Below are 26563 nucleotides of genomic sequence, written 5' to 3' on the forward strand. Positions count from 1 at the left end.
AAAAGAGGTCAAGAATTATGATTACTACCCGAACCGCTAAACAGTGTGGGCAAGCAGATTTCGGATGGCTACAGGCTCGCTACACGTTTTCTTTTGGACACTACTTCGACCCAAAACTGCTGGGCTACGCATCCCTGCGCGTCCTGAACCAGGAAGTGCTGGCCCCTGGCGCCTCCTTTCAGCCGCGTACCTATCCAAAAGTCGATATTCTGAATCTGATCCTGGAGGGCACGGCTGAATACCGCGACAGTGAAGGCAACCATATTCAGGCGAAAACGGGCGAAGCACTGCTGATCGCCACCCAACCCGGTGTGAGTTACAGCGAGCATAATCTGAGTAAGGATGCCTCACTCACCCGAATGCAACTTTGGCTGGACGCCTGTCCGGAGCGCGAAAACCCGCCGCTGCAAAAGATAGTGATTACCGATACGGCTCAGCAATTACTGGCCTCCCCGGAAGGAAGCAATAACAGTCTGCAACTGCGCCAGCAGGTATGGATACATCATATCGAATTGCAGAAAGGTGAGCAGACCAGCGTCCAGATCCACGGCCCTCGCGCCTATTTACAATCTATTCATGGCACGATCGCTGCGCAGACGAATCAACAGGATAAACAGGTTTTGACCTGCGGGGATGGCGCTTTCATTCGCGATGAGGATACTATAACGCTGGTTGCCGGTACGCCACTGCGCGCGTTACTGATCGATTTACCGGTATAATTCTCATCAACAATGTGTGTATGTCCATGAGCAAAAAAAAGCTAAAAAAACGATCTGCCGTTAATCATATTCCTACCACACAACCAGCTGTGGTGGCGCCTTCCGCGTTTGGTTATGAAGACATGCTGGCCGAACTGGAAGCTATCGTAACCGATGCCGAAGTCAGGCTGACCGGCGAAGACGTTATTCCGGACAGCACGGCGCTAAGCCAGGCGTTGTAGCTCGCCTTTCAGAGATCTGCGGGCTGGAGTAAGGCACAGCCCACAGATTTCATCATTACAGTGCCTGCGTAAAGGTTCGCGAAATCACATCCTGCTGTTGTTCGCGGGTCAGGGCATTAAATCGCACGGCGTAGCCCGAAACGCGAATGGTTAAGTTTGGATACGCTTCCGGGTGTTCAATGGCCGCCAGTAGCATATCGCGGTTCATCACATTAACATTGAGATGCTGCCCGCCCTCCACATTCGCCTCGTGATGAAAGTAACCGTCCAGCAGACCCACCAGGTTGGTTTTGCGCACGATCTCATCCTTGCCCAGCGCCGCTGGCACAATAGAGAAAGTGTAAGAAATACCATCTTTGGCATAGGTAAACGGCAATTTAGCCACTGAGGTCAATGACGCTACCGCGCCCTTACGATCGCGCCCGTGCATCGGGTTAGCACCTGGCGCAAATGGCGTTCCCCCCCGGCGACCGTCCGGCGTGTTACCGGTTTTTTGCCCGTATACCACGTTAGAGGTGATGGTCAGTATCGACTGCGTAGGCACCGCATTACGATAGGTCGGCAGTACTTTAATTTTTTTCATAAAGCGCTCGACCAGATCGCAGGCAATACTGTCCACGCGCTCATCGTTATTACCATATTGCGGATAGTCACCCTCAATCACAAAATCCACCGCCAGCCCGGTATGGTCGCGCACCGGTTTGACCGTCGCATATTTGATGGCCGACAAAGAATCCGCTGCAACGGATAATCCGGCGATACCGCAAGCCATTGTGCGATAGACATCGCGATCGTGTAGCGCCATTAACGCGGCTTCGTAACTGTATTTATCATGCATAAAGTGGATGATATTCAGCGCGCTGATGTACTGCACCGCCAGCCAGTCCATAAAGTGATCCAGACTTTGCATAACCGTGTCATAGTCCAGAACCTCATCCAGCAGCGGTGCGGTTTTTGGCCCCACCTGAATTTTTAGCTTCTCATCGACACCGCCATTGATCGCGTACAGCAGCGTTTTCGCGAGATTGGCGCGTGCGCCAAAGAACTGCATCTGTTTACCAATGATCATCGGACTTACGCAGCAGGCAATGGCATAGTCATCGCTGTTGAAATCGGTACGCATTAAATCATCGTTTTCATATTGCAGGGACGAGGTGATGATAGACACCTGTGCCGCATATTTCTTGAAAGCAATGGGCAGTCCGTCAGACCAGAGAATGGTCAGGTTCGGCTCCGGGGCGGGTCCCATCGTGTGTAGCGTATGCAAATAACGGAAGGCATTTTTGGTCACCAGCGTGCGACCGTCCAGCCCCATGCCGCCAATGACTTCCGTCGCCCAAATCGGATCGCCGGAAAAGAGCGAGTCGAATTCCGGCGTGCGCAGGAAACGCACCATCCGGATCTTCATAATAAAGTGGTCGATAAGCTCCTGCGCCTGCTGCTCTGTTAACCGCCCGTCGCGCATATCGCGTTCAATATAGATATCGAGGAAGGTTGCAGTACGTCCCAGCGACATAGCACCGCCGTTCTGTGATTTCACCGCTGCCAGATAGGCAAAATAGAGCCACTGTACGGCCTCCTGTGCATTGCTCGCCGGACGGGAAATATCACAGCCGTACTTCGCTGCCATCTCCTGAATTTGCAGCAGCGCCCGGCGATGCTCGGCCAGTTCTTCACGTTGACGAAGCGTGGCGTCGAGATCTTCCCCCCACTCCATTTTCGTTTGTAAATCGGCGAATTGCAGTTCGCGCTCGCGAACCAGGTAGTCAATACCATACAGCGCCACGCGCCGATAGTCGCCGATAATACGTCCGCGCCCGTAACCATCCGGCAGACCGGTGAGAATGCCGGATTTGCGACAGCGCAGCATATCCGGTGAATACACATCAAACACGCCCTGGTTATGCGTTTTACGCAGTGCCGTATACTGGTATTCAAAATCAGCGTCCATTTTCCGTCCGTAGGCGTCGAATGAACTTTTGATCATATTAATACCGCCAAAAGGATGCAGTGCGCGCTTGAGCGGTTTGTCCGTTTGCAGGCCGACAATCTTTTCCAGCGGCCGATCGATATAACCTGCATCATGGGCAACGATCGTCGTGGCGATATTGGTATCAAAATCGACGGGCGCATGGGTCGCATTTTCAATGCGAATGCCCGCCATCACTTTTTCCCATAATGCCGCAGTCGCAGGCGTGGCATCAGCGAGAAATTTTTCATCGCCTTCATAAGGCGTATAGTTTTGCTGAATAAAATCACGGACGTTAATTTCGCTTTTCCAGTCAGCGCCGTGAAAATTTCGCCATGCATGGGTATAATGCACATTGCGAGTATCAATATTAACCTTCATTAAACGGCTCTCTCTACAGAATAATTAATTAAGCGCAATCTACTGCGGCACCAATATCAGCCAGTTGTAACGCATCCTGTGCAATCATTTTTTCTTCATTAGTGGGAATAACTGCGCACAGGACGCGCGATGTCTCAAGCGAAATAATACGCTCGCCCACAGTGTTGGGGATCATATTTTTATCGTGGTCCAGCTCAGCATTAAATACACTTAAATGCTCTATCACCAGACGACGAATAAGCGCTGAGTTTTCACCGATACCGCCGGTAAAAATAATGCCATCGAGCTTTTTAAGGGCGGCGGCGTGTCCGGCAATATGGCGAGCAATACGGTGGACAAATGCCTTAATCGCCAGCTGCGCCCGATCGTTTCCTTGATGCCAGGCTTTTTCCAGAACACGTAAATCTGCCGAGATACCGGACATTCCCAGCAGTCCGGACTCACTATTAACCACCCGTTCAAGATCACTGAGGGTTTGTCCGGTTTGCCCGGCGATCCACGCCATCGCGCCAAAATCGACATCGCCACAGCGGGTGCCCATGATCAGGCCTTCCAGCGGCGTCATGCCCATGGACGTATCGACGCTTATCCCGTTGCGGACCGCACAAATGGAGGCACCATTACCTAAGTGAGCAATCACTAACCCCGAGTTTTGCGAATCAAGATCCAACAAGGTGTGTGCCTGTAGAGCCACATAACGATGTGACGTACCGTGAAAACCATAGCGCCGCACGCCAAGCTGTTCGTAATACTTCCATGGCAGGCCATAGAGATAGGCTTCAGGTGGTAACGTCTGATGGAAACTGGTATCAAAGACCGCCACCTGCGGTATTCCGGGAAACAATACCTGCGCCGCCATCACGCCGCTTAAATTGGCATAATTATGTAACGGGGCCAGAGATGATACCTGACGAATACGCTCAATGACCTCATCGTTAATAACAACCGAATGTTTAAATACGTCGCCACCGTGAGCGATGCGGTGGCCGACTAACGCCACACTGGTCATTAAATTACGTGTAGCCAGTTCACTGGAAATTGCCTCCAGCGCCCCGTCACAGGTATTATGCGCAAGTTTTTTTGCTTCACCGCCATTCACCGCCAGAAAAGCCCGTTCCGTATTAATACCATCCGCGATACCGGTCAGTAATACTTCACAGGTCGCAGCATCCAGAACAGAAAACTTAACCGATGATGATCCACAGTTAATTACCAGCACTATCGGAAATTCATTCATTGCAGACTCCATTCATTCTGCATCAGTGAATTAAAAAAGTTTATAAACAATATTCAGGATAGTCAGCAGGCCGATTGCGGTAACAAAAACGTTATCCAGTCTGCCTTTATATTTAGCCAGTGCCGGAACTTTACGAATGGCATACATCGGCAGTAAACAAAGCAGTGCGGCAATGATCGGTGCGCCCATCGCTTCAATCAGGTCGAGAATATTCGGGTTGGCATAGGCAACGACCCAGGTTGATCCCATGATAAAGACCATACTCATCAGGTTCAGCTTGCCAACAGAAACTTTGGTTTTGTCACCCTTATAACCAAATTTCAGTATCAGACCGTTTAACCCTTCCAGCGTGCCCAGGTAATGACCAAAGAATGATTTGAAAATGGCGACCAGCGCGATAATCGACGCGCCATATTCCAGCACAGTTGCAAACGTCGATTTAGTACCGGACATGGAGGCGAAGTGGTTCGCCAGATAGGAAAGTACCGGAATATTCTGCGCTTTGGCGTCGGCCATGTTTTGCGGAGAGAGTGCAAACAGGCAGCTAAAGGCAAAAAACATGACGACGGCCACCATCAACATACTGCCACGCGAGATGATCTTTGAGCATTTACGCTCGGTAAAGTCCCGGCCAAATTCCTGCTCATACTCTTCACGTTTCGATACCACAAAGGATGAGACGATCGGCGAGAAGTTAAAGGAGAACACCATGATCGAGATGCCCAGCCAGACCGTAACCAGAATGCCATCATGACCGACAAGTGATATATCGCTAAGATTAACCTGCTCGATCACCGCTGAATTCCAGTAAGGGATTAGCGACAGGGAGATAAGGACCAGACTGGCAATGAACGGGAAAACCAGAAAGCTCATGACTTTGACCATGAGATCTTTGCCGAAATAGATCACAAAGGCCATCAGCAGTAGCAGGAACAGCGCAACAACGCCTCGATTCAGAGGCATCATTTGCAGCTGGTTTTCCCAGAAGGTCATAAACGTATTGGTAATGGTCACGCCGTAGATCCACAGCAGCGGGCAGATCGCAAAGAAATACAGAAAGGTAATCACTACCCCGCCGGTTTTACCAAAGTGCTCTTCTACCGTCTCGGTAATATTGCCTGAAGGATTACTCCCTGACAGGCAGAGTCTGGCGAGTGCCCGGTGGCAAAAGAAAGCGATGGGATAAGCCAGGACCAGCATGATCAGGATCGGGATTAATCCACCAAAACCGGCGCGAATCGGAAAAAACAGCACGCCGGCACCGATGGCCGTTCCGAATAATCCAAGGGTCCACGTGGTATCGGATTTGCGCCATGATGACGAGGTTGTCTGGCCCGTAACAAGACTATCTGTAGTGCTCATGTTATATCCTCAGCAAAAGTAATTAGGCATCAGCTAAACCGGTAATTTGTGAAACGCGTGACAGATCGATATTGCCGCCAGAAATAATACTGACCGTTTTTCTGTTCTGAATATAGCCGTCAAGTTTACCACTCAATAATGCAGCACAGGCCAGCGCACCTGCGCCTTCAGTAATGACTTTATTACGCTGAATAAGCGCAACCATACTTTTACGAATTTCATCTTCACTAACTAAAACAATATCATCAACCAGTTCACGGACTATTTCATAAGTAATCGAGCCTGGACGAGAAACATCGCAACCGTCTGCCAGCGTTCCACTGGTGCGGTGTGAGCTTATTTGTCCTGCATAATAAGATGCCGCCATGCCGTGAACGTTTTCAGACTGAACGCCAATGATTTTAATTGTTGGATTAATTGATTTAATCGCAATAGCGATCCCGGCAATTAAGCCGCCACCGCCGACCGGAACAATAACGTTATCGACGTCATACAGGTCTTCCATAATTTCAAGACCAATGGTTCCCTGGCCTGCAATGACTTTAGGGTCGTCATAAGGCGGAATAAATATTCTTCCTTCAAGCTCGACGATTTCGCTAACTTTGGCGATGGTATCGTTGAAGTTGTCACCGTGCAGGACGACCTCTGCCGAGTAGTCGCATGTTGCCGCAACTTTTGACTTTGGTGCGCCTTTTGGCATCACCACTTTACCGTCAATGCCGAGCATCGCACATGACAGTGAAACGCCCTGCGCATGGTTGCCCGCCGAGCAAGCAACAACGCCTTTGCGCTTTTCTTCATCAGTCAATGAACTGAGCTTGTTAAAAGCGCCGCGAATTTTGAAGGAGCCGGTGCGCTGCATATTTTCAAACTTTAAAAAAATCTCACCTTTACAGCATTCGCTAAAATAGTTGGACCGTGGCATGCCCGTTTTATAAATTTTTCCGGCAAGTCTCTTTTTAGCATCGAGAACGTCGTCGATAGAAACAGGAAGTTCGTAAGTAATATGCATAATGCCCTCTTATAATAAATTCAGGTGTAATATGGCCGTTAATCTGATTAACCAGATATAAAATAAATAGTTATCGCTATAAACATGACCGTCTGCTGATCGGTTTTTATCATCGACAGTAATTAAACGATGACTGTTCCTTCGCTAATTCAACAAGAAAAGAAGCTGATTTTTTCATGGTATAGTTTTTAGACCAGACAGCCGCGTAACGTGCAACCGGAAGCGTATCTTTAATAGCCAGCGTTATAAATTGATCTGAGCCGAAAGGAGCGATCATATCGCAAGGAATAACTGTCAGAAAACCGGCATTCAATACAAGATTATAAATGGTGACAACGGAATCTGTTTTTATAATATGCTCGTTATCAATGCCATTATTTTTTAAGAGGGTAAGAAGTTCGCTGTAGTATCCCATTTCGGTGTGCGGTAATATCCAGCGCTCATTTTTTAATGACCCCAGCGTTGCAGGGCCGCTGCACGTTCGTGATTTACTGGCCACCAGCCGGAATTCTGATTCAAAAAGCGGCTCGACATGCAGGTCCTGCAGTTTCATCTCATCACTCAATGTGCCAATGGCAAAATCCAGTCGTCCGTCACGTAGGGCTGGCAAAAATGAGCAGAGCTGCGCTTCGTACATACAGACCTGCGCTTTAGGAAACACGTTCTGAAATTTCTGGATCATGCTGGACATGATGGTAAAACCAATCAGCGACGGAAAACCGAACGAGACATCGGCCACGCCGTTACTGCTCATGTTGTTCATCTCGCTGACCATGTTTTTCATTTCTCTGGTTATCGACTCAGAGTAAGAAAGAACGACCTGCCCGGCACTGGTCAGCGTAACGCCGGTGTTTTTTCGCACGATTAATTCGATACCGAAATAAGATTCTATATCATTAATAATTTTACTTACTGCCGGTTGAGTTAATCCTAACTGTTTTGCCGCAGAACCGATTGATCCACTGCGAATGACCTCCTGAAATACGACGAGGTGCTGGGTCTTCGGCAAGGTGAAATTTTCCATAATCCTTAACTCATCTCGTTAAATCGTGCGGCCAAGTGTACGAAATTAAGTTGCTAGCGGTATGTGCTGTTACTCACAAAATAGTATTACATTACTTATTCTAATGTATTAAATCATCATTAAAACGAATAAAAACAATAATTTAAAAATATAAATTTTGTATTTTTGATGATTTCAATCAATAAAAAAAGCTAAGATGAATTTATTTTATGGGGATAACTACGTTATGTTACAGTGTACTAGAAATGCCTTATTAATTCTATTTAGACTAATTAACAACCAGTACCTAAGAAATCTATAAAATAAAGTTTAGATAATTAATAAATTATTAATTAGAGCAAATTAATCTGTGATACATCACATCTTTCAATATATTACCACTAAAATCAGCAATAACATTAACCATATTTATTAATCATAAATTAACAAATATTATACATTATTATGCTGAAGAATACTGGAAGGTGCTGCGCGTATCTCGTGCGGCCCACGAACGCAGGCGCAAAAAGCAAAACGCCCGCTGGAAAACCAGCGGGCGTTGTACGTAATGGTTGAAGCTGACCGATAAGCCGGGTTCTGTCGTGGACAGTCATTCATCTAGGCCAGCAATCGCTCACTGGCTCAAGCAGCCTACCCGGGTTCAGTACGGGCCGTACCTTATGAACCCCTATTTGGCCTTGCTCCGGGTGGAGTTTACCGTGCCGCGAACTGTTACCAGCCGCGCGGTGCGCTCTTACCGCACCCTTTCACCCTTACCTGATCCCACTTGCGTGGGCCATCGGCGGTTTGCTCTCTGTTGCACTGGTCGTGGGTTACCCCCCCAGGCGTTACCTGGCACCCTGCCCTATGGAGCCCGGACTTTCCTCCCCTCCGCCCGTCTCCCCCGAAGGAGGACGACGACGAAGCGGCGACTGTCTGGTCAGCTTCGGCGCGAAGTATAAAGTGTTTCTACTTCGCTGTCACCTTTCGGTCAACATTCCCACCTGTAGCGTCGCGGCAATGTTACGAGAAGCGCGATAAATATTATCAAATGCCCCCCTGAAGGCCTCTTCCAGCGTGCTGATACTGGTCAGGACGCTAAAGACAGCATCAATGCCATACTGGTGTACAACACCCACATCATTGGTCAAACTACCAGCAATACCGATCACCGGTTTATGGTATTTTTTCGCGACCTGCGCCACGCCCACCGGAACTTTGCCGTTAATACTCTGGCTATCGATTCGGCCTTCGCCGGTCACGACCCATGTACAATCGTGAATATGCTCTTCAAGGTTAAGTGCCTGGGTCACAATCTCAATGCCGCTACGCAGCTCTGCACCGAGGAACGCCATTAGTGCCGCACCCATACCGCCCGCAGCGCCTGCGCCGGGAACGTTCTTAACGTCAATATCGAGGGATTTTTTAATCATGTCTGCATAATGATCGAGATTACGATCCAGCTCGACAATTAATGCTTCCGTCGCCCCTTTTTGCGGCCCAAATATGCGCGAAGCACCTTTGTCACCGGTCAGAGGATTTGTCACATCACACGCCACGCGGATCGTACATTCGCGCAAGCGCGGATCTAACGCAGTAATATCAATGGCGTTGAGGTTGATTAAACTGCCGCCACCGTTGCCTATTTCAGAACCGTTAGCGTCACACAGTTTTGCGCCCAGCGCCTGGACCATACCGGCACCGCCATCATTGGTGGCACTGCCGCCAATGCCGATGATAATATTTCTTGCACCCTGTTCCAGAGCCTGCAAAATCAGTTCGCCAGTTCCCCGGGAGGTCGTGATTAAAGGATTACGCTGTGCGGGAGGGACCAATGCCAGTCCACTGGCAGCGGCCATTTCAATAAAGGCGGTCTTTCCGTCACCGGAAATGCCCCAGCAGGCATCAACAGGTTCGCCGAGGGGGCCGGTGACCCGAGCGGTATATTCTGTGCCCTGCGTTGCGGCAATCATCGCTTCAACCGTCCCTTCCCCCCCATCAGCGACCGGAACAGAGACATATTGCGCATCAGGAAAGATTTCCCGAAATCCTTTTTCTATCGCCTGAGCTACCTCGCTGGCAGAAAGGCTTTCTTTATAAGAGTCTGGGGCGATTACGATTTTCATAGTGAGTAGCCTGTTACCACGCAATACCGGGAAAGCCTGACCTTCCCGGCCCACAAAGGCGTATTGCTGTAGGCCCGATAACCAACGTTATCGGGCAATACGTTGTTAGCGAGAGACTTCTACTTTCGCCAGTTTTTCGTAGTAGCATGCGATAGCGCTATGATCATCATTACCATGACCGTCAGCACGCAGCGCCTGCATCATTTCCATAACTGCTGCGGTTAGCGGCAGCTGTGCACCAACGCCATGCGAGGTATCCAGCGCATTCGCCAGATCTTTGATATGCAGATCGATACGGAAGCCCGGTTTGAAGTTACGATCCATAACCATTGGCGCTTTCGCATCCAGTACGGTGCTGCCTGCAAGGCCGCCACGGATGGCCTGATAGACCAGATCCGGATTAACGCCTGCCTTGGTTGCCAGCGTCAGCGCTTCGGACATTGCCGCAATATTCAGCGCCACGATGACCTGGTTTGCCAGCTTGGTCACGTTACCTGCGCCGATATCTCCGGTATGAACCACTGAACCGGCCATTGCTTTCATCAGATCGTAATATTTATCAAAAATCGCTTTATCACCGCCAACCATGACAGACAGGGTGCCATCAACCGCTTTCGGCTCGCCGCCGCTCACCGGTGCATCCAGCATATCAATGCCTTTTGCTTTTAACGCTTCGCTAATTTCGCGGCTTGCCAGCGGCGCGATGGAGCTCATATCGATAACGACAGTGCCCGCTTTCGCGCCTTCGATGATCCCGCCTTCACCCAGCGCAACGTCTTTAACGTGCGGTGAGTTTGGCAGCATGGTGATAATCACGTCACACTGCTCCGCGATCGCTTTGGCGGTAGTCGCAGTTTCTGCGCCCGCCGCGACCACTTCGGCTACGGCGTCAGGATTACGGTCGGACACCACCAGCGAGTAACCGGCTTTAATGAGGTTTTTGCTCATTGGTTTGCCCATGATACCCAGGCCAATGAAACCTACTTTAATGGTCATAATTGCTCTCTCTCTTTTTCGGTGATGGTTATTTCTTAAAGGAATCTGCTAATTTCTGCGTCGCACCGCGGAACACGCCTAAATCGCTGCCAACGGCAACAAAGGTCGCGCCCATTTCCAGGTAGCGGCGCGCATCGGCATCTACCGGTGCCAGAATGCCGCACGGCTTACCGTGTGCTTTTGCAGCGGCGAATATATGTTTAATGCATTGCTGCACATCCGGATGTGACGCGTTGCCCAGGTGGCCCAGTGCGGCGGCTAAATCGCTTGGTCCAACGAAAATACCGTCAACGCCGCTGGTCGCTGCGATAGCATCAACGTTATCAACGCCCTGCTGACTTTCGATCTGTACCAGAATGGTGATGTTTTTATTGGACTGGGCAAAGTAATCCGGCACGGTGCCAAACATGTTGGCACGATGAGAAACGGATACGCCGCGAATACCTTCCGGCGGATAACGCGTTGATGCAACAGCCTGCGCGGCTTCTTCCTGCGTTTCAACGAACGGGATCAGGAAGTTATAGAAACCGATATCCAGCAGACGCTTGATGACCACAGGATCGTTAGTTGGCACACGAACGACGGGCGCACTTGGGCTGCCTTTCAGGGCCATCAACTGCGGAATAAAGGTGGTGATATCATTCGGCGCATGTTCGCCGTCCAGAACCAGCCAGTCAAATCCTGCCAGACCGAGTACTTCAGTGCTGATTGGACTGGCCAGCGCGGACCAGCAGCCAATCTGAACTTGCTGCGCGGCCAGCGCAGCTTTGAATTTATTCGGGAAAATATCTTTATTCATCATCTGTACCTTGTAACTTAACCGTGAATTATTTCTGGAGTTCCATACGCTTGATATCGCCAACAATGAACAGATAGCAAATCATCGCCATTAGTGCTGAACAGCCTACGAATATCAGCGCGGCGTTGAATGAGTGCAGTTCACTCACCAGATAACCGATGACCAGCGGAGTCGCGATAGACGCCACGTTGCCAAATACGTTAAATACCCCACCGCACAGGCCGACAATTTCCTTCGGCGCGGTATCGGAAATCACCGGCCATCCCAGCGCACCAAAACCTTTACCAAAGAATGCCAGCGCCATCAGGGCGACAACCAGAGTGGTATTATTGGTGTAATTACAGAGAATAATCGTTGATGCAAGCAGCATTCCAAGCACAATTGGTAACTTTCGCGCCAGAGTAAGCGTTGCGCCGCGCTTGATAAGATGATCAGAGAACACACCGCCTAATACGCCGCCTGCAAAACCGCACAGCGCAGGTATAGACGCGACCAGACCCACTTTCAGAATCGACATGCCTTTATCCTGCACCAGGTAAATCGGGAACCAGGTGAGGAAGAACCAGGTAATGGTATTAATGAAATACTGGCCAAAAAACACGCCCAGCATCATACGGTTAGTCAGCAGTTGCTTGATGTAATGAAGCTTAGGACCTGATTTAGTTTCCCCCGGCTTTTTGTGGTCCATATCAACCACCGCGCCGCCTTTGGTGATGTAATCCAGCTCTTCCGCAGTCATCCGTGGGTGGTCAGTCGGATTATGAATAAACTTCACCCACAGGCCGGTCAGCACAAAACCAATCACGCCCATTACGGTAAAGACGTGCTCCCAGCCCCAGGCAAAAGTCAGCCAGCCGAGTAACGGTGAGAAAATAGCCAGGGAGAAGTACTGGGCGGCGTTAAACAGCGCTGAAGCGGTACCACGCTCTTTCGTCGGGAACCAGGCGGCGACGATACGGGCGTTAGCCGGAAAAGAAGGCGCTTCGGAGAAACCGAGCATAAAGCGCATAACAAACATCGACATCCCGGCCCAGGCCAGCGGGAATACATCCACGAACCCTTGCAGGAAAGTAAATAATGACCAGAAGAACAGGCTGTAGGTATAGACTTTCTTCGAGCCGAATTTATCCAGCAGCCAGCCGCCGGGGATTTGCATCAACAGATAGGCCCAGCCGAAAGCAGAGAAGATGTAGCCCATTGAGATGGTGCTAAGATGCAACTCTTCGGCCACCGCACTGCCGGCAATCGACAGCGTTGCACGATCCGCATAGTTAACGGCAGTTACCATAAAGATAATTGACAGTATTATATAGCGGGTCGGAATGACTCTTTTTGATTTAATAGCAGTATCCAGCGACATTATTTATCCTCGGGTACGGAGCGATCTGTTTAATTATTTTTATCAGACAGCGTTACTGATTTTTTATTGATGCAGGCATCTCAATAAACGGATCAGATACAATGTAATTGACGATTAGTATAATCAGCCAGCCGATATTGCACATTGTGCATTTGCATAATTTAAAAGGGGACAACAACTAATATATATGTCAAATGCACATACTTCTGGGCGCTGATGCACAGATTTACGCTTTACCCCCCCGGTGTCAGGGGCTACCGCGAAAATCAGTGATCCAGATCACATTCTAATTTTTGAAGTCAGTGCATTCTTACGTACATAATATTGAGGTTTTATTTTTTATAATTATTTTTAAAACGCTCAGGTTACCCGTTTTTATTATCTACATTTGCTGGAGAATACTGGACAATGGCCGACATCGAAATTAGACAGCAATCGCCTTCGGCGTTCTATATTAAAGTACATGAAACCGATAATGTGGCGATTATTGTTAATGATAACGGTTTAAAGGCGGGAACACGTTTTCCCGACGGGCTGGAACTCATTGAACATATTCCACAGGGACATAAAGTGGCGCTGGTGGATATTCCTGTCCACGGCGAAATCGTGCGCTATGGCGAGGTTATCGGCTATGCCGTGCGCGATGTGGTAAAGGGCAGCTGGATTGATGAATCCACCGTTGAACTGCCAAAAGCGCCGCCGCTGAACACGCTGCCGCTGGCAACCAAAGTGCCGGAACCTCTGCCGCCGCTGGAAGGTTATACCTTTGAGGGTTTTCGTAATCCGGACGGCAGCGTTGGGACCAAGAACCTGCTGGGTATTTCAACCAGCGTCCATTGTGTCGCCGGCGTTGTTGATTATGTGGTCAAAATCATCGAGCGTGATCTCCTGCCGAAATACCCGAATGTAGACGGCGTGGTCGGGTTGAATCATCTGTACGGCTGCGGTGTCGCAATCAATGCGCCGGCAGCAATTGTACCGATTCGTACTATCCACAACATCGCGCTGAACCCGAACTTTGGCGGCGAAGTCATGGTAGTTGGTCTGGGCTGTGAAAAACTCCAGCCGGAGCGCCTGTTAAAAGGCACGGAAGACGTTAAAGCGATCCCGGTTGAGGAAGCCAGCATTGTTCGCCTGCAGGATGAGCAGCACGTCGGTTTCAAATCGATGGTTGAGGACATTCTGGTCGTTGCCGAGCGTCATCTGCAAAAGCTTAACCAGCGCAAGCGTGAAACATGTCCGGCCTCTGAGCTGGTCGTCGGCATGCAGTGTGGCGGTAGCGATGCGTTTTCTGGCGTTACCGCGAACCCGGCGGTAGGCTATGCCTCTGACCTGCTTATCCGCTGTGGCGGAACGGTAATGTTCTCAGAGGTAACCGAAGTTCGCGATGCGATCCATCTGTTAACGCCGCGCGCCATTAACGAAGACGTGGGCAAGCGCCTGCTCGAAGAAATGGCCTGGTATGATAATTATCTCGACCTGGGTCAAACGGACCGCAGCGCTAACCCGTCTCCGGGTAATAAAAAAGGCGGCCTGGCCAACGTGGTAGAAAAAGCCCTCGGCTCGATTGCGAAGTCAGGCAAAAGCGCGATTTCAGAAGTGCTCTCGCCGGGTCAGCGGCCGACAAAACGCGGTTTGATTTACGCGGCGACGCCAGCCAGCGATTTCGTCTGCGGTACGCAGCAGGTGGCCTCCGGGATCACTGTTCAGGTATTTACTACCGGTCGCGGAACCCCATACGGTCTGATGGCCGTGCCGGTAATCAAAATGGCGACCCGTACCGAGCTGGCAAACCGCTGGTACGATCTGATGGATATCAATGCCGGTACTATCGCTACTGGTGAAGAAACCATTGAGGACGTGGGCTGGAAACTGTTCCACTTTATTCTCGACGTGGCGAGTGGTCGGAAGAAAACCTTCTCGGATCAGTGGGGTCTGCACAACCAGCTGGCGGTGTTTAATCCGGCGCCTGTGACCTGATTCTGGCCTTATCATCCCCCGCTTGTCGGGGGATTTTTGTTTTTCTACGCCGCTGCCACCGAAAACCGTACGGGGAGAAATCTCACGGTTGCTGGCCAGAATTCTCCTGTCACCCGTTACGCACTCAGAAAAACGTGCGGCCGGTCGCTGCCCGGCAGCACCGTCACCTGTACTTCCGCCCCATACCATCTGGTAATGATCCCGGTTTGAATAACCTGCTGCGGCGCGCCTTCGGCAACCAGTTTGCCTTCGTGTAAAAGCAGAATGCGGTCCGCCCATAGCGCAGCCAGATTAAGATCGTGCAGTACCACACAGACATGCAACTTGCCGCCAGCGGTGAGCTTTTTTAGCAGGCGCAGCAGTTGTTGCTGATGATACAGATCCAGCGCCGAGGTCGGCTCATCAAGAAACAGCCAGCCCTCCGGTGCGTCGTCTTGCCATAATTGCGCCAGACAGCGCGCCAGTTGCACCCGCTGCTGTTCGCCGCCGGACAGCGTGGCGTAGCGACGAGTTGCCAGATCGTCGCATCCGGTTAGCGCCATCACCTGGCGAACAATCGCCTTCTCATTTCGCGCTCCCCAGGGCGCGCGCCCCATGGCGACGATGGCATCAACCGGCCAGTCGAATTGCAGCTGCGTTTGCTGCAACATCACTGCTCGCCGGCGCGAGAGCACCCCGGCGGCCCAGTTTGCCAGCGGACGCCCGGCCATCATGCACTCTCCCTGCGCCGGTGATAAATATCCGCTCAGCAGGCGCAGTAAGGTGGATTTTCCCGCACCGTTCGGGCCAATTAACGCCACCAGCTCACCGCAGGTCAGCGTTAACGAAACATCATCAATCAGCCATCGCGATCCGCGCTGCAGGCGCAGATGGTGGGCAGTAAATGAATCAACCACAGGTCGCCCTCCTCTGGCGGAAAATGAGCCACAAAAACCACGGCGCGCCAAGCAGACTGGTGATAAGCCCCACCGGCATTTCCGCAGGCACCACCACGGTGCGGGCCGCCGTATCGGCAATAAGTAGCAGTATGGCGCCTGCCAGCAGCGATCCGGGCACCAGCGCCCGATGGTCGGCCCCCAGCCACATGCGCATCAGGTGCGGAACCACCAGGCCAATAAAACCAATAATCCCGCTGATGGCGACCGCTGCCGCTACCAGCAGGGCGCTGCATAGCAACATTACGCGTTGTAATCGTGGCACATTAACGCCCAGGTAATGCGCCTCCTCATCGCCCAGTTGCAACAAATTAAGCTGCCGGGCGACGCCCCATACTGCCACCGCCGAGGGCAAAATCAGCGTTGTCGCCACGCCTAATGTCGACCACTGCGCCTGCCCCAGGCTTCCCATGCCCCACTGAGAAAGCTGGCGAAGCTGGGCATCGCTGCTGATCCAGGAGAGCAATCCCACCGCCGCGCCGCACAGGGCATTGATCGCAATACCGACCAGCAGCAGGCGCGACAGGGAATTATCGCGGGCTTTACTGAGCAGAAAAATAACCGCCATCACTGCCAGGCTGCCGATAAACGCCGCCAGCATCGGCGCATACAGCGCTACCAGGGCCGGAACCGGCAGCGGCAGGACCAGCCAGCAGGCCACCGCCAGCGCGCTGCCGCTACTGATCCCCAATAACCCCGGATCGGCAAGCGGATTACGGAACAATCCCTGCATCACGCAACCGGACAGCGCCAGCGCCGCGCCGACTACCAGTGCCAGCAGCACGCGCGGCAGCCGAATAGTCAGCCAAATCTGGCGCAGCGCATCATCGCTACCGTTCCACAGACGGCTTACCGGCAGCGACATTGCCCCCTGAGTCGTGGCCCCCAGAGTGATAACAAGCAATAGAAGTAACATGAGCCATAATGAACACACTACCGCACGAGGCATCAGGGCAGGCGCTCCGCTTTTTGGCGCATTTCCAGTAACGCCTGCGGAGTGCGTAAGCTAAAACCAAGCATCGCCATATCGTCGATGATCATGACCTGCTTATGCTGTCCGGCGGGGGTCTGCGCCAGACCCGGTAGTTTCCACAGGTTTGCTTCTCCCCCCATTCCCCTGACGCCCGCGGCAGAGATGACAATCAGATCCGGCTGGCTGGCAATGATGCCTTCCTGCGACAGTCCACGATAGTGCGCGAAGCCCTGCATGGCGTTCTGCAAACCCGCCGCGCGGATCGCTCCGTCGGCCGCGGTATCCTGCCCGGCAACCAGCGTTCCCATCCCGCCGTGACTCAGCAGGAACAGGACCCGTTTGTTGACAGGTGTCTGCGGTAACGCGTCAATCTGCGCCTTCAGCGTTTGCCGCAGCCTCGCGCCTTCCGCAGGTTTTCCCAGCGCATCGGCAATCGTAGCAATTTTGCTATCAATGGCCGCTAGCGAGTAGCCGCCGGGAACATTGACGATCCTGACGTGGTTTTCTTCAACGTTTTGCAGGACCGACGACGGCTGCGCCTGTTGACTCGCCAGAACAACATCCGGACGCAGGGATAAAATGCCTTCGGTGTTAAGCTGCCTGACGTAGCCGACATCCGGCAGCTGTTGCGCGTCGGGAGGCCAGCTGCTGGTGGTATCGCGTCCGACCAGCTGCCCCTGTGCGCCCAGCCCGTACACGATTTCGGTTACGTCCCCGCCCAGCGACACGATCTTGTGCCCGGCAGCACTCGCTACCAGCGGCAGAGCAGCCAGCAGCATCAGTAATTTTTTCATGCGCCAATCCCGTCATTGCACAACGCGTCCATCTGCATACGCCATTGGGCCTGCTCCGGCTGCCCCTCGCTACGCTGGCCGTAGATCTGGGCGATCTGAGTGCCGTCAGCGGCGAACAGTTCGAGGCTGGTGACATGGCCGTCGGCAGTGGGCTTGCGCGTGATCCAACTTTCGGCGATCCCCGCTTCAGGCAGGTGCAGAGTAAAGTGCAGGTTAAAAATATTGATCCAGCCTTTCATCGGCGTCAGTTTTTCCAGCGTTCCGGTGAAGATCTGCACGCAGCCGCGATTGCCAACAAAAATCATGATCTCATTGCCCTGAGCCAGGACGGTATTCAGCAAACGCGGCAGAGCGTTATTATCAACCTGGCAGGCCAGATCGTCGCCTACCAGGCGAAATGCCTGTTGACGCGACAGGCGATGTTTCTTCAGCAGGCCGAAGAACTGGTGAACATCGGTCATCTCCCGCCATTGCCGATCCAGCGCATGGGCATCCGGGTTTTGCGCATGCTCTACGGTCGGGGCAGCGGTAATCACCAGCGGTATCACGTCACGCGCGGTAAACCGGGCAACCAGCGCATTCCACGCGGTCAGATCGGTCTGCGCGGTAACATAGACTTTCAGCACCGCGTCCCCCTGATGATCGAAAAATTGCAGGCTGTGACGCTCGCCGTGCGGGCTGTGCTCGCACAGGCTGAAGGCGCTGGCCCACTGGCCGAAGAACAGGCGCAGGTCAAGCGCACGCGGATTCAACACGATCCCGGCATGTTCACTGAGGTGCAGATGGGTAAAGCTGCCGCTGTGCTCGTGGACGGCCCAGGTGTTGCGGCAGATGCATTTGGTGTCGCCAACCTGTTCCAGCGCCGCCAGTATTTCACGCATCTCACTGGTCAAACGTAGCGCATCGTGGCCGACCCGTGCGGCGGTCAACTCCGCTTCACTGATTGCCATTTCTGCGGCGATATCGCGGGCATACTTTGCAGGATCCTGTGCTTTAAGGCTCTGATATTGCTGCCAGAGAGTTGAAACGTCTGCTGATGGAACGGACATAATGTTTGCTTCCTTAAAAGGTTAAAAACCCCGGCAGCGAGGCCGGGGGGTACAGGCATCAGAAATAACGCTTTACTCAGAAGTCGACGTTAACGCCCAATTGCCACGTACGTCCTGGCATCACGGCCAGCGCCTTGTCATAAGCATCCTGACGCGTCGATTGCTCAATGGTCCGGCTGCTCAGGTAGTCGCGATATTTACGATCGGTAATGTTGTAAATTCCGCTATTGAGTCTGACGTTCTTCGCCACCTGCCACCAGGCCGTCCAGTCCAGCAGACCATAGCCCGGCACGCGAATATACTCATTACTGGCGCTCGCAATCGCAGAACCGGTATTCGCGTAGGATTCACGACTGGTCGTGGCGGCGCGCTTGCCCTTCACAAAGGTGGCAACCAGCGCGGTACCATAGCGTTTTGCCGGATCGTCCCACGCCACGCCAGCGATGGCTTTCATCGGCGCGATGCTGTCGAGATCGATGTATTTATCGCCGCTATAGCTTGATTTTGATTGTCCCTGAGAATAGCCGTACGCCAGCGTGGCGCTTAAGCCATTTATCTCTTCGAACCAGGTACCGACATTAAACTTCGCGCTAATTTCACCGCCGTAGATATAGGCTTTGTCACGGTTTTCCGCCTGATAAGTGGTGTAAATGTTCGACGGCACATGAGTGAACTGGTCCGGGTTATTGGCACGCGAATAGCGGGTATAAGCAATAAAGTTTTTATAGGTGTTATAGAACAGCGAGGTACGCAGCGTCACACCGTCGGTCACCTCTCCTTTCATCCCCCACTCAACGTTATCGCTGGTTTCGGTTTTCAGATCGGTATTGCCAATAAGCGCATATTGCTGTCTTCCGGCATAGCTGGAGCCGAGATTCCACGAGCCGTAAAGCTGGCTGGCATTCGGGAATTCAGCGCCGCGTTTGTATTGCAGCCAGGTCATCAGACGCGGAGTGATGTCATACTGGAACGTCAGCGACGGCAGCAGTTGCGTATCGGAATTTTTGCCGTACAACGTTGAGACTTCGCCTTCGTCCAGCACGGCGCTATTGGTTGTTAAATCCGCAAGGCTTTGCGGCTTCATCGACTGACGGACAACGCGCGCGCCGGGAATAATCGCGAAATGGTGGCCTTCGACATCGAAATTAATCTGATCCTGCAAGAATGCGCCGAGCGTATAACTCTGGCTGTCGGCTTCCGGTTGCATGATTTCAGTATAGGCACTGGGCGTCGGCGATTGCTTAAAAGGACGCTCGGTTTTAGTCGTGCTGGCGTTAAAACCGGCGCTCAGATCGTGACGGCCAAGGGTCTTCGTCAGCGCATTTTGCAGGCCCCAGGTTTCAGTATCATAATTGGAATAGACGGTCTGCATCCCGGTCGCGATGCTGTCCGGCTGATAAGTCCGATCGTGCGCTTCGGTATGTTGGTAGTAAACTTTGGTCGACATGCTGTCCAGCCAGTCGTTCATCGGTGTCCAGTCATCTTTCAGGCTGGCTCCCCAGCGACGGGTCTGACTGGTTTGCTGCGCGTCGCCAAGGATCTGGCTACCGCTGCTGTTCCACGCGTCATACCGGCTATGATTGGTCTTGTGATAGTAATCCAGCGTGCCGGTGAATTTATGCTCATCGCCGGGCTGCCAGATCCCTGACGTCATCATGGCGTCGGAGTGCCAGTTGGCCGGATAAGCGTCTACCGTATCGCTATTATTACGCGTTTGCTGACCGTCACGACGGCTGTAGACGAAAATGCCGCGCAGCGTCTCATCCCCTGCCGCACCGGTGATGCCGTTGTGCCAGCTACGATCGGCGGAATCATAGTCACTCTGGTAACCGAACCCGGCCTCTTTTCCGGGGCGCAGATAGTCATCCGCAGATTTCGGGCGGAAGGAGACATTGCCGCCGATGGAGGTATTCGCCTGATCTGTCGAAGTCGCACCGGATTCAATGTCCACATTGCCATACATATAGGGATCGATATAGTCCCGGCCAATACCAAACGTATTCAGACCTGAACGGCTGACATAGCTTCGCCCGGTAGCGTCCGGCTGCGGTATTCCGTCTACATCAATGCCGACGCGATTGCTCTCCAGCCCGCGAATGTTGTAGCCGGTATAACCGCCGCGATCGAATCCGCTTTTACCGTTTCCGGAGCCGCCGCTGGTGCCCGTCGCACCGATCAGCGGCTCATAGCGCATAATGGATCCAAAGTCGTTTGCGCCTTTGTTCTGCAACTCCTGAGCGCCGAGCGTATGGCGATTTCCTGCGTTCAGTACCGGCGCAGGCGCGCTAACGATCATCCGATCGGCAGGCTCCTCGTATGCAGGATTTACTGTGGTCGTTGCCGGTGAGGTCTGTGCCGCATAAGCCGGGGCCTGATAAAGCGAGGCGAGCAATGAGGTCGCCAGAACGCTTTTCCCAAAGCGATGCAAAGAAATGTGCGATGTATGCATAATGTCTTGTAAGCCTTAATTTTATTAGTATCGGGGCTCACATCTCTCTTCCACTGACTCGTCGAAAATGGGGTAAATAAAAAGATCACGTACTGTTATAAATTATGCATTGAATACTAATGATAACTATTATCAATTGCAACAACTTCACAAAGTCTTCACATTTTTGCCGCAACATCGGTAAATTATCCCCCCAATTCCTTTTTTTCAGAGATGATAAAAATGCGTAAAAACGCGGTAACACTCCAGTATTGCTCGCAATGTAACTGGATGCTTCGGGCAACCTGGATGGCGCAGGAACTGCTCCAGACATTTAGTACCGATCTTGATTCAGTACGCCTTGTCCCTGGTACCGGCGGAATTTTTGTGATTGATATCGATGGGCAGATCGTCTGGGATCGTAAACAGGACGGTGGATTCCCGGATGCCGCAGAACTGAAACGCCGGGTGCGCGACTACTGTTTTCCACAAAAAGATCTGGGCCATATTGAGAAGAAAAGCGACTGATCGCACACTTTCGTTTTAAGCGCGCTGTCAACGCGCATTCATTTCTCTTTTTAACAACATTTTATACCTCCCCTCCTGAATGCTGGCAGCTATCGCCAGCACTTTCATCTCGCCCAAACATTCATAATATTTCTTTTTCTTTCGATATCAGACTTTGATCACATAAAACCTTTTCAAAACCCTATACTTTCTTTCGAAGAAAACAAACGAAAGATTTCGGAGGGGTAATGTACGTTATTTCGACCACCGCGATGCTGCGAAAAGCACAGTATGAAGGCTATGCCGTACCCGCATTCAATATCCACAATCTTGAAACGCTGCAGGTCGTTGTAGAAACCGCAGCTGAACTGCGTTCTCCGCTGATCGTCGCCGGTACGCCGGGCACATTCAGCTATGCAGGTAGCCAGAATATTGTGGCTATTGCAGGTGCGCTGGCCCACCAGTTTAACCAGCCGCTGGCCATCCATTTAGATCATCACGAAAAATTCGCCGACATTGAGAGCAAAGTTCTGGCGGGCGTGCGTTCGGTGATGATTGACGGTTCCCACTTAGCCTTTAACGAAAACGTAGCGCTGGTGAAGAAAGTCGTCGATTTTTGTCACCGTTACGATGTCAGCGTAGAAGCTGAGTTAGGCCGTCTGGGCGGTCAGGAAGACGATCTGATCGTCGACGGAAAAGACGCGCTTTATACCCATCCACAGCAGGCGCAAGAATTCGTTGAAAGAACGGGAATTGATTCCCTGGCAGTCGCCATCGGCACTGCTCACGGGCTTTATACAGCAGAGCCAAAACTCGATTTCGTCCGCCTTGAGGAAATTCGTCATACCGTTAACGTCCCGCTGGTGCTTCACGGCGCATCGGGCCTTCCTGCTCAGGATATCCGTCAGGCCATTTCGGGAGGCGTGTGCAAAGTCAACGTGGCGACCGAATTAAAAATCGCGTTTTCGGATGCGCTTAAGGCCTATTTCCTTAGTTATCCGGATGCCAGCGATCCACGTCATTACATGGTTCCGGCAAAAGCAGCCATGAAAGCTGTCGTGAAGAAAGTGATTGCTGACTGCGGCTGTGAAGGAAAGCTGTAAATCCTGGGTAACTTAAGAAACTGCAGCGAATTTTTTACGAGCACGATCACGAACGCCGCATGTTCTCTTTGCTTCAGGCTCAAAAGATTATGAAGATAAAAATAAGCAAACGGAGATTAAAATGAAAGAGATTATTTCTGCTCATAAAGCGGGTAAACACACGGGTATCTGTTCCGTTTGCTCTGCACATCCGTTGGTCATCGAAGCCGCATTGCGCTTTGATTTGCATACGCAAAACAAAGTGTTAATAGAGGCAACATCAAATCAGGTGAATCAGTTTGGCGGCTATACCGGCATGCAACCCGCTGATTTTCGCGATTTTGTGTATAAGATTGCTGAAACTGTAGGTTTCCCGCAGGCGCGTATTATCCTTGGCGGCGATCATCTTGGCCCAAACTGCTGGCAACATGAAAATGCGGCCTCCGCGATGGAAAAATCGCTCGAACTGATCCGCGCTTACGTGGCGGCGGGCTTCAGTAAAATTCATCTTGATGCCTCGATGTCCTGCGCAGACGATCCGGTGCCGCTGGACCCGGTAGTCGTGGCAGAACGTGCGGCTCAGCTGTGTCAGGTGGCAGAGCACACGGCGACAGCAGAACAGAAACGTCATCTGACCTACGTTATCGGCACTGAAGTTCCGGTTCCTGGCGGTGAGGCCAGCACTATTGGTAGCGTGCACGTTACGCGAGCGGAAGACGCCGCCCGCACGCTGGAAACCCATCAGGTTGCCTTTCGTACACGAGGTCTGGACGAGGCGCTCACGCGCGTCATTGCCATTGTGGTTCAACCCGGCGTTGAATTCGATCACACGCAAATTATTCATTATCAGCCGCAGCAGGCACAGGCGCTGTCACGCTGGATCAAAGACACGCCCATGGTCTACGAGGCGCACTCTACGGATTATCAGACCCGCTACGCCTATCGCGCGCTGGTGCAGGATCATTTCGCTATCCTCAAAGTTGGACCGGCACTGACGTTCGCGTTGCGCGAGGCCATTTTCGCCCTCGCAAAAATGGAGAATGAACTTATCGCACCGGAAGATCGTAGCCGGGTGCTGGACGTAATTGATGAAGTCATGTTGAATGAACCAGGCTACTGGAAAAAATATTATCGTCCAGCCTGGAGTCAGGCGATGGTTGATATCCATTTCAGCCTCTCCGATCGCATCCGCTATTACTGGCCGCATCCACGCATAAGCCAGAGCGTAGAAAAACTCCTCGCCAACCTGAGTACCGCCTCCCTGCCGCTGGGGCTTATTAGCCAGTATATGCCGGTGCAGTTCGAACGCCTGGCAATGAGCGAACTTACCGCCACGCCGCACATTCTCATCCTCGATAAGATTCAGGATGTGCTGCGTGCCTACCGTTACGGTTGTTCTTCCGAAATAGCCTGATCGTCATAAAGAGGATTTATGAGCCAATTATTTGTTCGCATCGGAATTGATTTCAGTACCTGCCATCAGGCGCTGGAGCATATCGGACAAGAGATGCTGGTGAAGGGCGTCGTGCACGAAACCTGGCCGCAGGCGTTACTGGCGCGGGAAGCCGATTTCCCCACCGGTATCGCCCTGGAAAATCATGCGGTTGCGATCCCGCACTGCGAAGCAATACATGCAAAATCCCCGGCGATTTACCTGATTCGCCCGCAGAATCCGGTCCTTTTCCGCCGCGCAGATGATGACGGTGAAATTCCGGTCTCATTGATCATTGCGCTGATTGTAGAGAACCCAACGGCACAGCTAACGCTGCTGCGGCGGTTATTCAGTGAGCTGCAAAATCCAGACGCTCTCGATGCTCTGCTGGCGGCGTCTGACAGCGAGCTTGGGCACCTGTTTCAAAAAACAATCCTCGACGCTGAGCCGTGCGCTCAGGCCTAACAACACACTGATAATAAAAGGAATACCCTATGAAACGTAAAGTAATTGTCGCCTGTGGCGGTGCGGTAGCAACCTCAACGATGGCAGCAGAAGAAATCAAAGAATTATGTGATGCTCACAACATCACGCTGGACCTGGTTCAGTGCCGGGTCAACGAAATCGAAACCTATATGGATGGGGTCGATATGATTTGTACGACTGCTAAGGTCGATCGGGCATTTGGTGAAATTCCGGTGGTTCACGGTATGCCTTTTATTTCCGGCGTGGGCATCGAAGCGCTGCAGCAGAAAATCCTGAGCATCCTCGTGGGGTAGCGTCATGTTTAGCGAAATAATGCGTTATATCCTCGACTTAGGTCCGACAGTTATGCTGCCGATTGTGATTATCATCTTCTCAAAACTACTGGGGATGAAGCTCGGGGACTGTTTTAAGGGCGGCCTGCATATTGGGATTGGCTTCGTCGGGATTGGGCTTGTTATTGGCTTAATGCTGGATTCCATCGGACCCGCGGCGAAAGCTATGGCCGAGCAGTTTCAAATTAATCTGCATGTAGTCGATATCGGCTGGCCAGGCTCTTCACCCATGACATGGGCATCACAGATTGCGCTGGTAGCAATCCCGGTGGCAATTGGCGTCAACGTACTGATGCTGGTAACGCGCATGACCCGGGTCGTTAACGTCGATATCTGGAATATCTGGCACATGACCTTTACCGGCGCAATGTTGCATCTGGCTACCGGGTCGTACTGGATTGGTATTCTCGGTGTAGTGCTGCACGCGGCGTTTGTCTACAAACTGGGCGACTGGTTTGCCAAAGACGCGCGGGACTATTTTGGTCTCGACGGTATTGCTATTCCTCACGGCAGTTCGGCATACATGGGGCCCATTGCAGTGCTGGTCGATCTTATCATCGATAAAATTCCCGGCCTGAACCGGATTCATTTTAGCGCCGATGACGTTCAGAAACGTTTTGGTCCGTTCGGAGAACCGGTTACCGTCGGTTTTATTATGGGGATTATTATTGGCCTGTTAGCCGGTTATGACACCAAAGCCATCCTGCAACTGGCGGTGAAAACAGCGGCCGTGATGCTGTTAATGCCCCGGGTGATCAAACCGATTATGGATGGCCTGACGTCTATCGCAAAACAGGCGCGTAAACGCCTGCAGGCGAAATTTGGCAGCCAGGATTTTCTGATTGGTCTGGACCCGGCGCTACTGCTCGGTCACACCTCGGTGGTCTCCGCCAGCCTGATCTTTATCCCGTTAACCATTCTGGTGGCGGTGGTGGTGCCGGGCAACCAGGTTTTGCCGTTCGGCGACCTGGCGACCATCGGCTTCTTTGTGGCAATGGCGGTGGCCGTGCATCAGGGCAACCTGTTCCGCACGCTTATTTCCGGGGTCATCATTATGGGGATCACCCTGTGGATCGCGACGCAAACCATTGGCCTGCATACCCAGCTTGCCGCCAATGCAGGCGCGCTGAAAAACGGCGGGCTGGTCGCGTCAATGGATCAGGGCGGATCGCCGATTACCTGGCTGCTGATCCAGCTCTTTACCTGGCAGAACATCGTCGGCTTCGTGGTCATTGCCGCCGTGTATGTTCTCGGCGTACTGCTCACCTGGCGCAGAGCGCGTAGCATAGCCGCGGCAGAAAAAGCGGAGACGCTCACGCAGCCAGGCCAAACCCTTTCTTAATCCTGTGGGGGGCATCGCCCCCCTTACATTTCTGGAGA

The 26563-nt window shown here is 52.1% G+C and carries 23 protein-coding genes and 1 other RNA gene; 9 read left to right on the forward strand and 15 right to left on the reverse strand.

The genetic code is table 11. The features are described 5' to 3' along the window. Positions 1-17 precede the first annotated feature (17 nt). Complete coding sequence (locus AC791_RS02220; RefSeq protein WP_049838850.1) at positions 18-719, forward strand: pirin family protein; 702 nt, start codon at positions 18-20, stop codon at positions 717-719. Between the two features lie 26 nt (positions 720-745). After that, positions 746-940, forward strand: coding sequence for a hypothetical protein (locus AC791_RS02225; RefSeq protein ID WP_049838851.1), 195 nt, complete (start codon positions 746-748; stop codon positions 938-940). Between the two features lie 55 nt (positions 941-995). On the opposite strand, the gene pflB is transcribed toward AC791_RS02225, so the two are convergent. The 10 genes from pflB to AC791_RS02270 form a co-directional block, all read right to left on the reverse strand. Continuing rightward, a complete protein-coding gene (pflB, locus tag AC791_RS02230; RefSeq protein WP_049838852.1) occupies positions 996-3290 on the reverse strand; it encodes a formate C-acetyltransferase in 2295 nt (764 codons plus the stop codon). A gap of 28 nt (positions 3291-3318) precedes the next feature. Continuing rightward, entirely contained in the window at positions 3319-4527 is a 1209-nt protein-coding gene (tdcD, locus tag AC791_RS02235; protein ID WP_049838853.1) for a propionate kinase, read from the reverse strand. 30 nt (positions 4528-4557) lie between these two features. Next, positions 4558-5889 (reverse strand): threonine/serine transporter TdcC, encoded by a 1332-nt coding sequence (gene tdcC, locus AC791_RS02240; RefSeq protein ID WP_049838854.1) that lies wholly within the window; start codon positions 5887-5889, stop codon positions 4558-4560. A 22-nt stretch (positions 5890-5911) separates the two neighbouring features. Beyond that, on the reverse strand, positions 5912-6901 hold the full coding sequence (tdcB, locus tag AC791_RS02245) for a bifunctional threonine ammonia-lyase/L-serine ammonia-lyase TdcB (protein WP_049838855.1): 990 nt from the start codon (positions 6899-6901) through the stop codon (positions 5912-5914). A 109-nt stretch (positions 6902-7010) separates the two neighbouring features. Next, positions 7011-7925 (reverse strand): transcriptional regulator TdcA, encoded by a 915-nt coding sequence (gene tdcA, locus AC791_RS02250; protein ID WP_049838856.1) that lies wholly within the window; start codon positions 7923-7925, stop codon positions 7011-7013. A gap of 549 nt (positions 7926-8474) precedes the next feature. Beyond that, an RNA gene (gene rnpB / locus AC791_RS03285) (RNase P RNA component class A) lies at positions 8475-8852 on the reverse strand. Between the two features lie 32 nt (positions 8853-8884). Beyond that, entirely contained in the window at positions 8885-10030 is a 1146-nt protein-coding gene (garK, locus tag AC791_RS02255) for a glycerate 2-kinase (protein ID WP_049838857.1), read from the reverse strand. 105 nt (positions 10031-10135) lie between these two features. Then, the gene (gene garR, locus AC791_RS02260; RefSeq protein WP_049838858.1) at positions 10136-11026 is read right to left on the reverse strand and encodes a 2-hydroxy-3-oxopropionate reductase; all 891 of its coding nucleotides are present in this window, start codon (positions 11024-11026) and stop codon (positions 10136-10138) included. 28 nt (positions 11027-11054) lie between these two features. Next, the gene (gene garL, locus AC791_RS02265) at positions 11055-11825 is read right to left on the reverse strand and encodes a 2-dehydro-3-deoxyglucarate aldolase (protein WP_049838859.1); all 771 of its coding nucleotides are present in this window, start codon (positions 11823-11825) and stop codon (positions 11055-11057) included. Between the two features lie 28 nt (positions 11826-11853). After that, entirely contained in the window at positions 11854-13185 is a 1332-nt protein-coding gene (locus tag AC791_RS02270) for an MFS transporter (protein ID WP_049838860.1), read from the reverse strand. Positions 13186-13593: 408 nt separating this feature from the next. Between AC791_RS02270 and garD the strand changes: the two genes are divergently transcribed. Beyond that, complete coding sequence (gene garD, locus AC791_RS02275) at positions 13594-15165, forward strand: galactarate dehydratase (RefSeq protein WP_049838861.1); 1572 nt, start codon at positions 13594-13596, stop codon at positions 15163-15165. Between the two features lie 116 nt (positions 15166-15281). On the opposite strand, the gene AC791_RS02280 is transcribed toward garD, so the two are convergent. From AC791_RS02280 to AC791_RS02300, 5 genes are all read right to left on the reverse strand, one after another. Beyond that, a complete protein-coding gene (locus AC791_RS02280; protein WP_049838862.1) occupies positions 15282-16061 on the reverse strand; it encodes a heme ABC transporter ATP-binding protein in 780 nt (259 codons plus the stop codon). Beyond that, positions 16054-17049 carry a FecCD family ABC transporter permease gene (locus AC791_RS02285; RefSeq protein WP_049838863.1) on the reverse strand — a complete coding sequence of 332 codons (996 nt, stop codon included), beginning with the start codon at positions 17047-17049 and terminating at the stop codon, positions 16054-16056. The genes AC791_RS02280 and AC791_RS02285 overlap by 8 nt, the downstream gene beginning before the upstream one ends. Further along, positions 17049-17867, reverse strand: coding sequence for a heme/hemin ABC transporter substrate-binding protein (locus AC791_RS02290; protein ID WP_049838864.1), 819 nt, complete (start codon positions 17865-17867; stop codon positions 17049-17051). The genes AC791_RS02285 and AC791_RS02290 overlap by 1 nt, the downstream gene beginning before the upstream one ends. After that, positions 17864-18916, reverse strand: coding sequence for a hemin-degrading factor (locus AC791_RS02295; protein WP_049838865.1), 1053 nt, complete (start codon positions 18914-18916; stop codon positions 17864-17866). Before AC791_RS02295 ends, AC791_RS02290 begins: the two co-directional genes overlap by 4 nt. A gap of 76 nt (positions 18917-18992) precedes the next feature. Next, entirely contained in the window at positions 18993-21365 is a 2373-nt protein-coding gene (locus tag AC791_RS02300; protein WP_049838866.1) for a TonB-dependent receptor domain-containing protein, read from the reverse strand. Between the two features lie 222 nt (positions 21366-21587). Between AC791_RS02300 and AC791_RS02305 the strand changes: the two genes are divergently transcribed. The 6 genes from AC791_RS02305 (at position 21588) to AC791_RS02330 (ending at position 26525) form a co-directional block, all read left to right on the forward strand. After that, positions 21588-21872, forward strand: coding sequence for a SelT/SelW/SelH family protein (locus AC791_RS02305; RefSeq protein ID WP_049838867.1), 285 nt, complete (start codon positions 21588-21590; stop codon positions 21870-21872). 227 nt (positions 21873-22099) lie between these two features. Then, complete coding sequence (locus AC791_RS02310; RefSeq protein ID WP_049838868.1) at positions 22100-22954, forward strand: tagatose bisphosphate family class II aldolase; 855 nt, start codon at positions 22100-22102, stop codon at positions 22952-22954. A gap of 121 nt (positions 22955-23075) precedes the next feature. Then, entirely contained in the window at positions 23076-24347 is a 1272-nt protein-coding gene (gene gatZ, locus AC791_RS02315; protein WP_049838869.1) for a tagatose-bisphosphate aldolase subunit GatZ, read from the forward strand. Positions 24348-24365: 18 nt separating this feature from the next. Further along, positions 24366-24830: a PTS galactitol transporter subunit IIA gene (gene gatA, locus AC791_RS02320; RefSeq protein WP_049838870.1), complete on the forward strand. Its 465-nt coding sequence runs from the start codon at positions 24366-24368 to the stop codon at positions 24828-24830. A gap of 29 nt (positions 24831-24859) precedes the next feature. Beyond that, positions 24860-25144: a PTS galactitol transporter subunit IIB gene (gene gatB, locus AC791_RS02325; RefSeq protein ID WP_049838871.1), complete on the forward strand. Its 285-nt coding sequence runs from the start codon at positions 24860-24862 to the stop codon at positions 25142-25144. Positions 25145-25148: 4 nt separating this feature from the next. Beyond that, positions 25149-26525, forward strand: a complete 1377-nt coding sequence (locus tag AC791_RS02330; protein WP_049838872.1) for a galactitol-specific PTS transporter subunit IIC — start codon at positions 25149-25151, stop codon at positions 26523-26525. Positions 26526-26563 lie beyond the last annotated feature (38 nt).

The organism is Klebsiella sp. RIT-PI-d, from assembly GCF_001187865.1.
GTDB lineage: Bacteria > Pseudomonadota > Gammaproteobacteria > Enterobacterales > Enterobacteriaceae > Superficieibacter.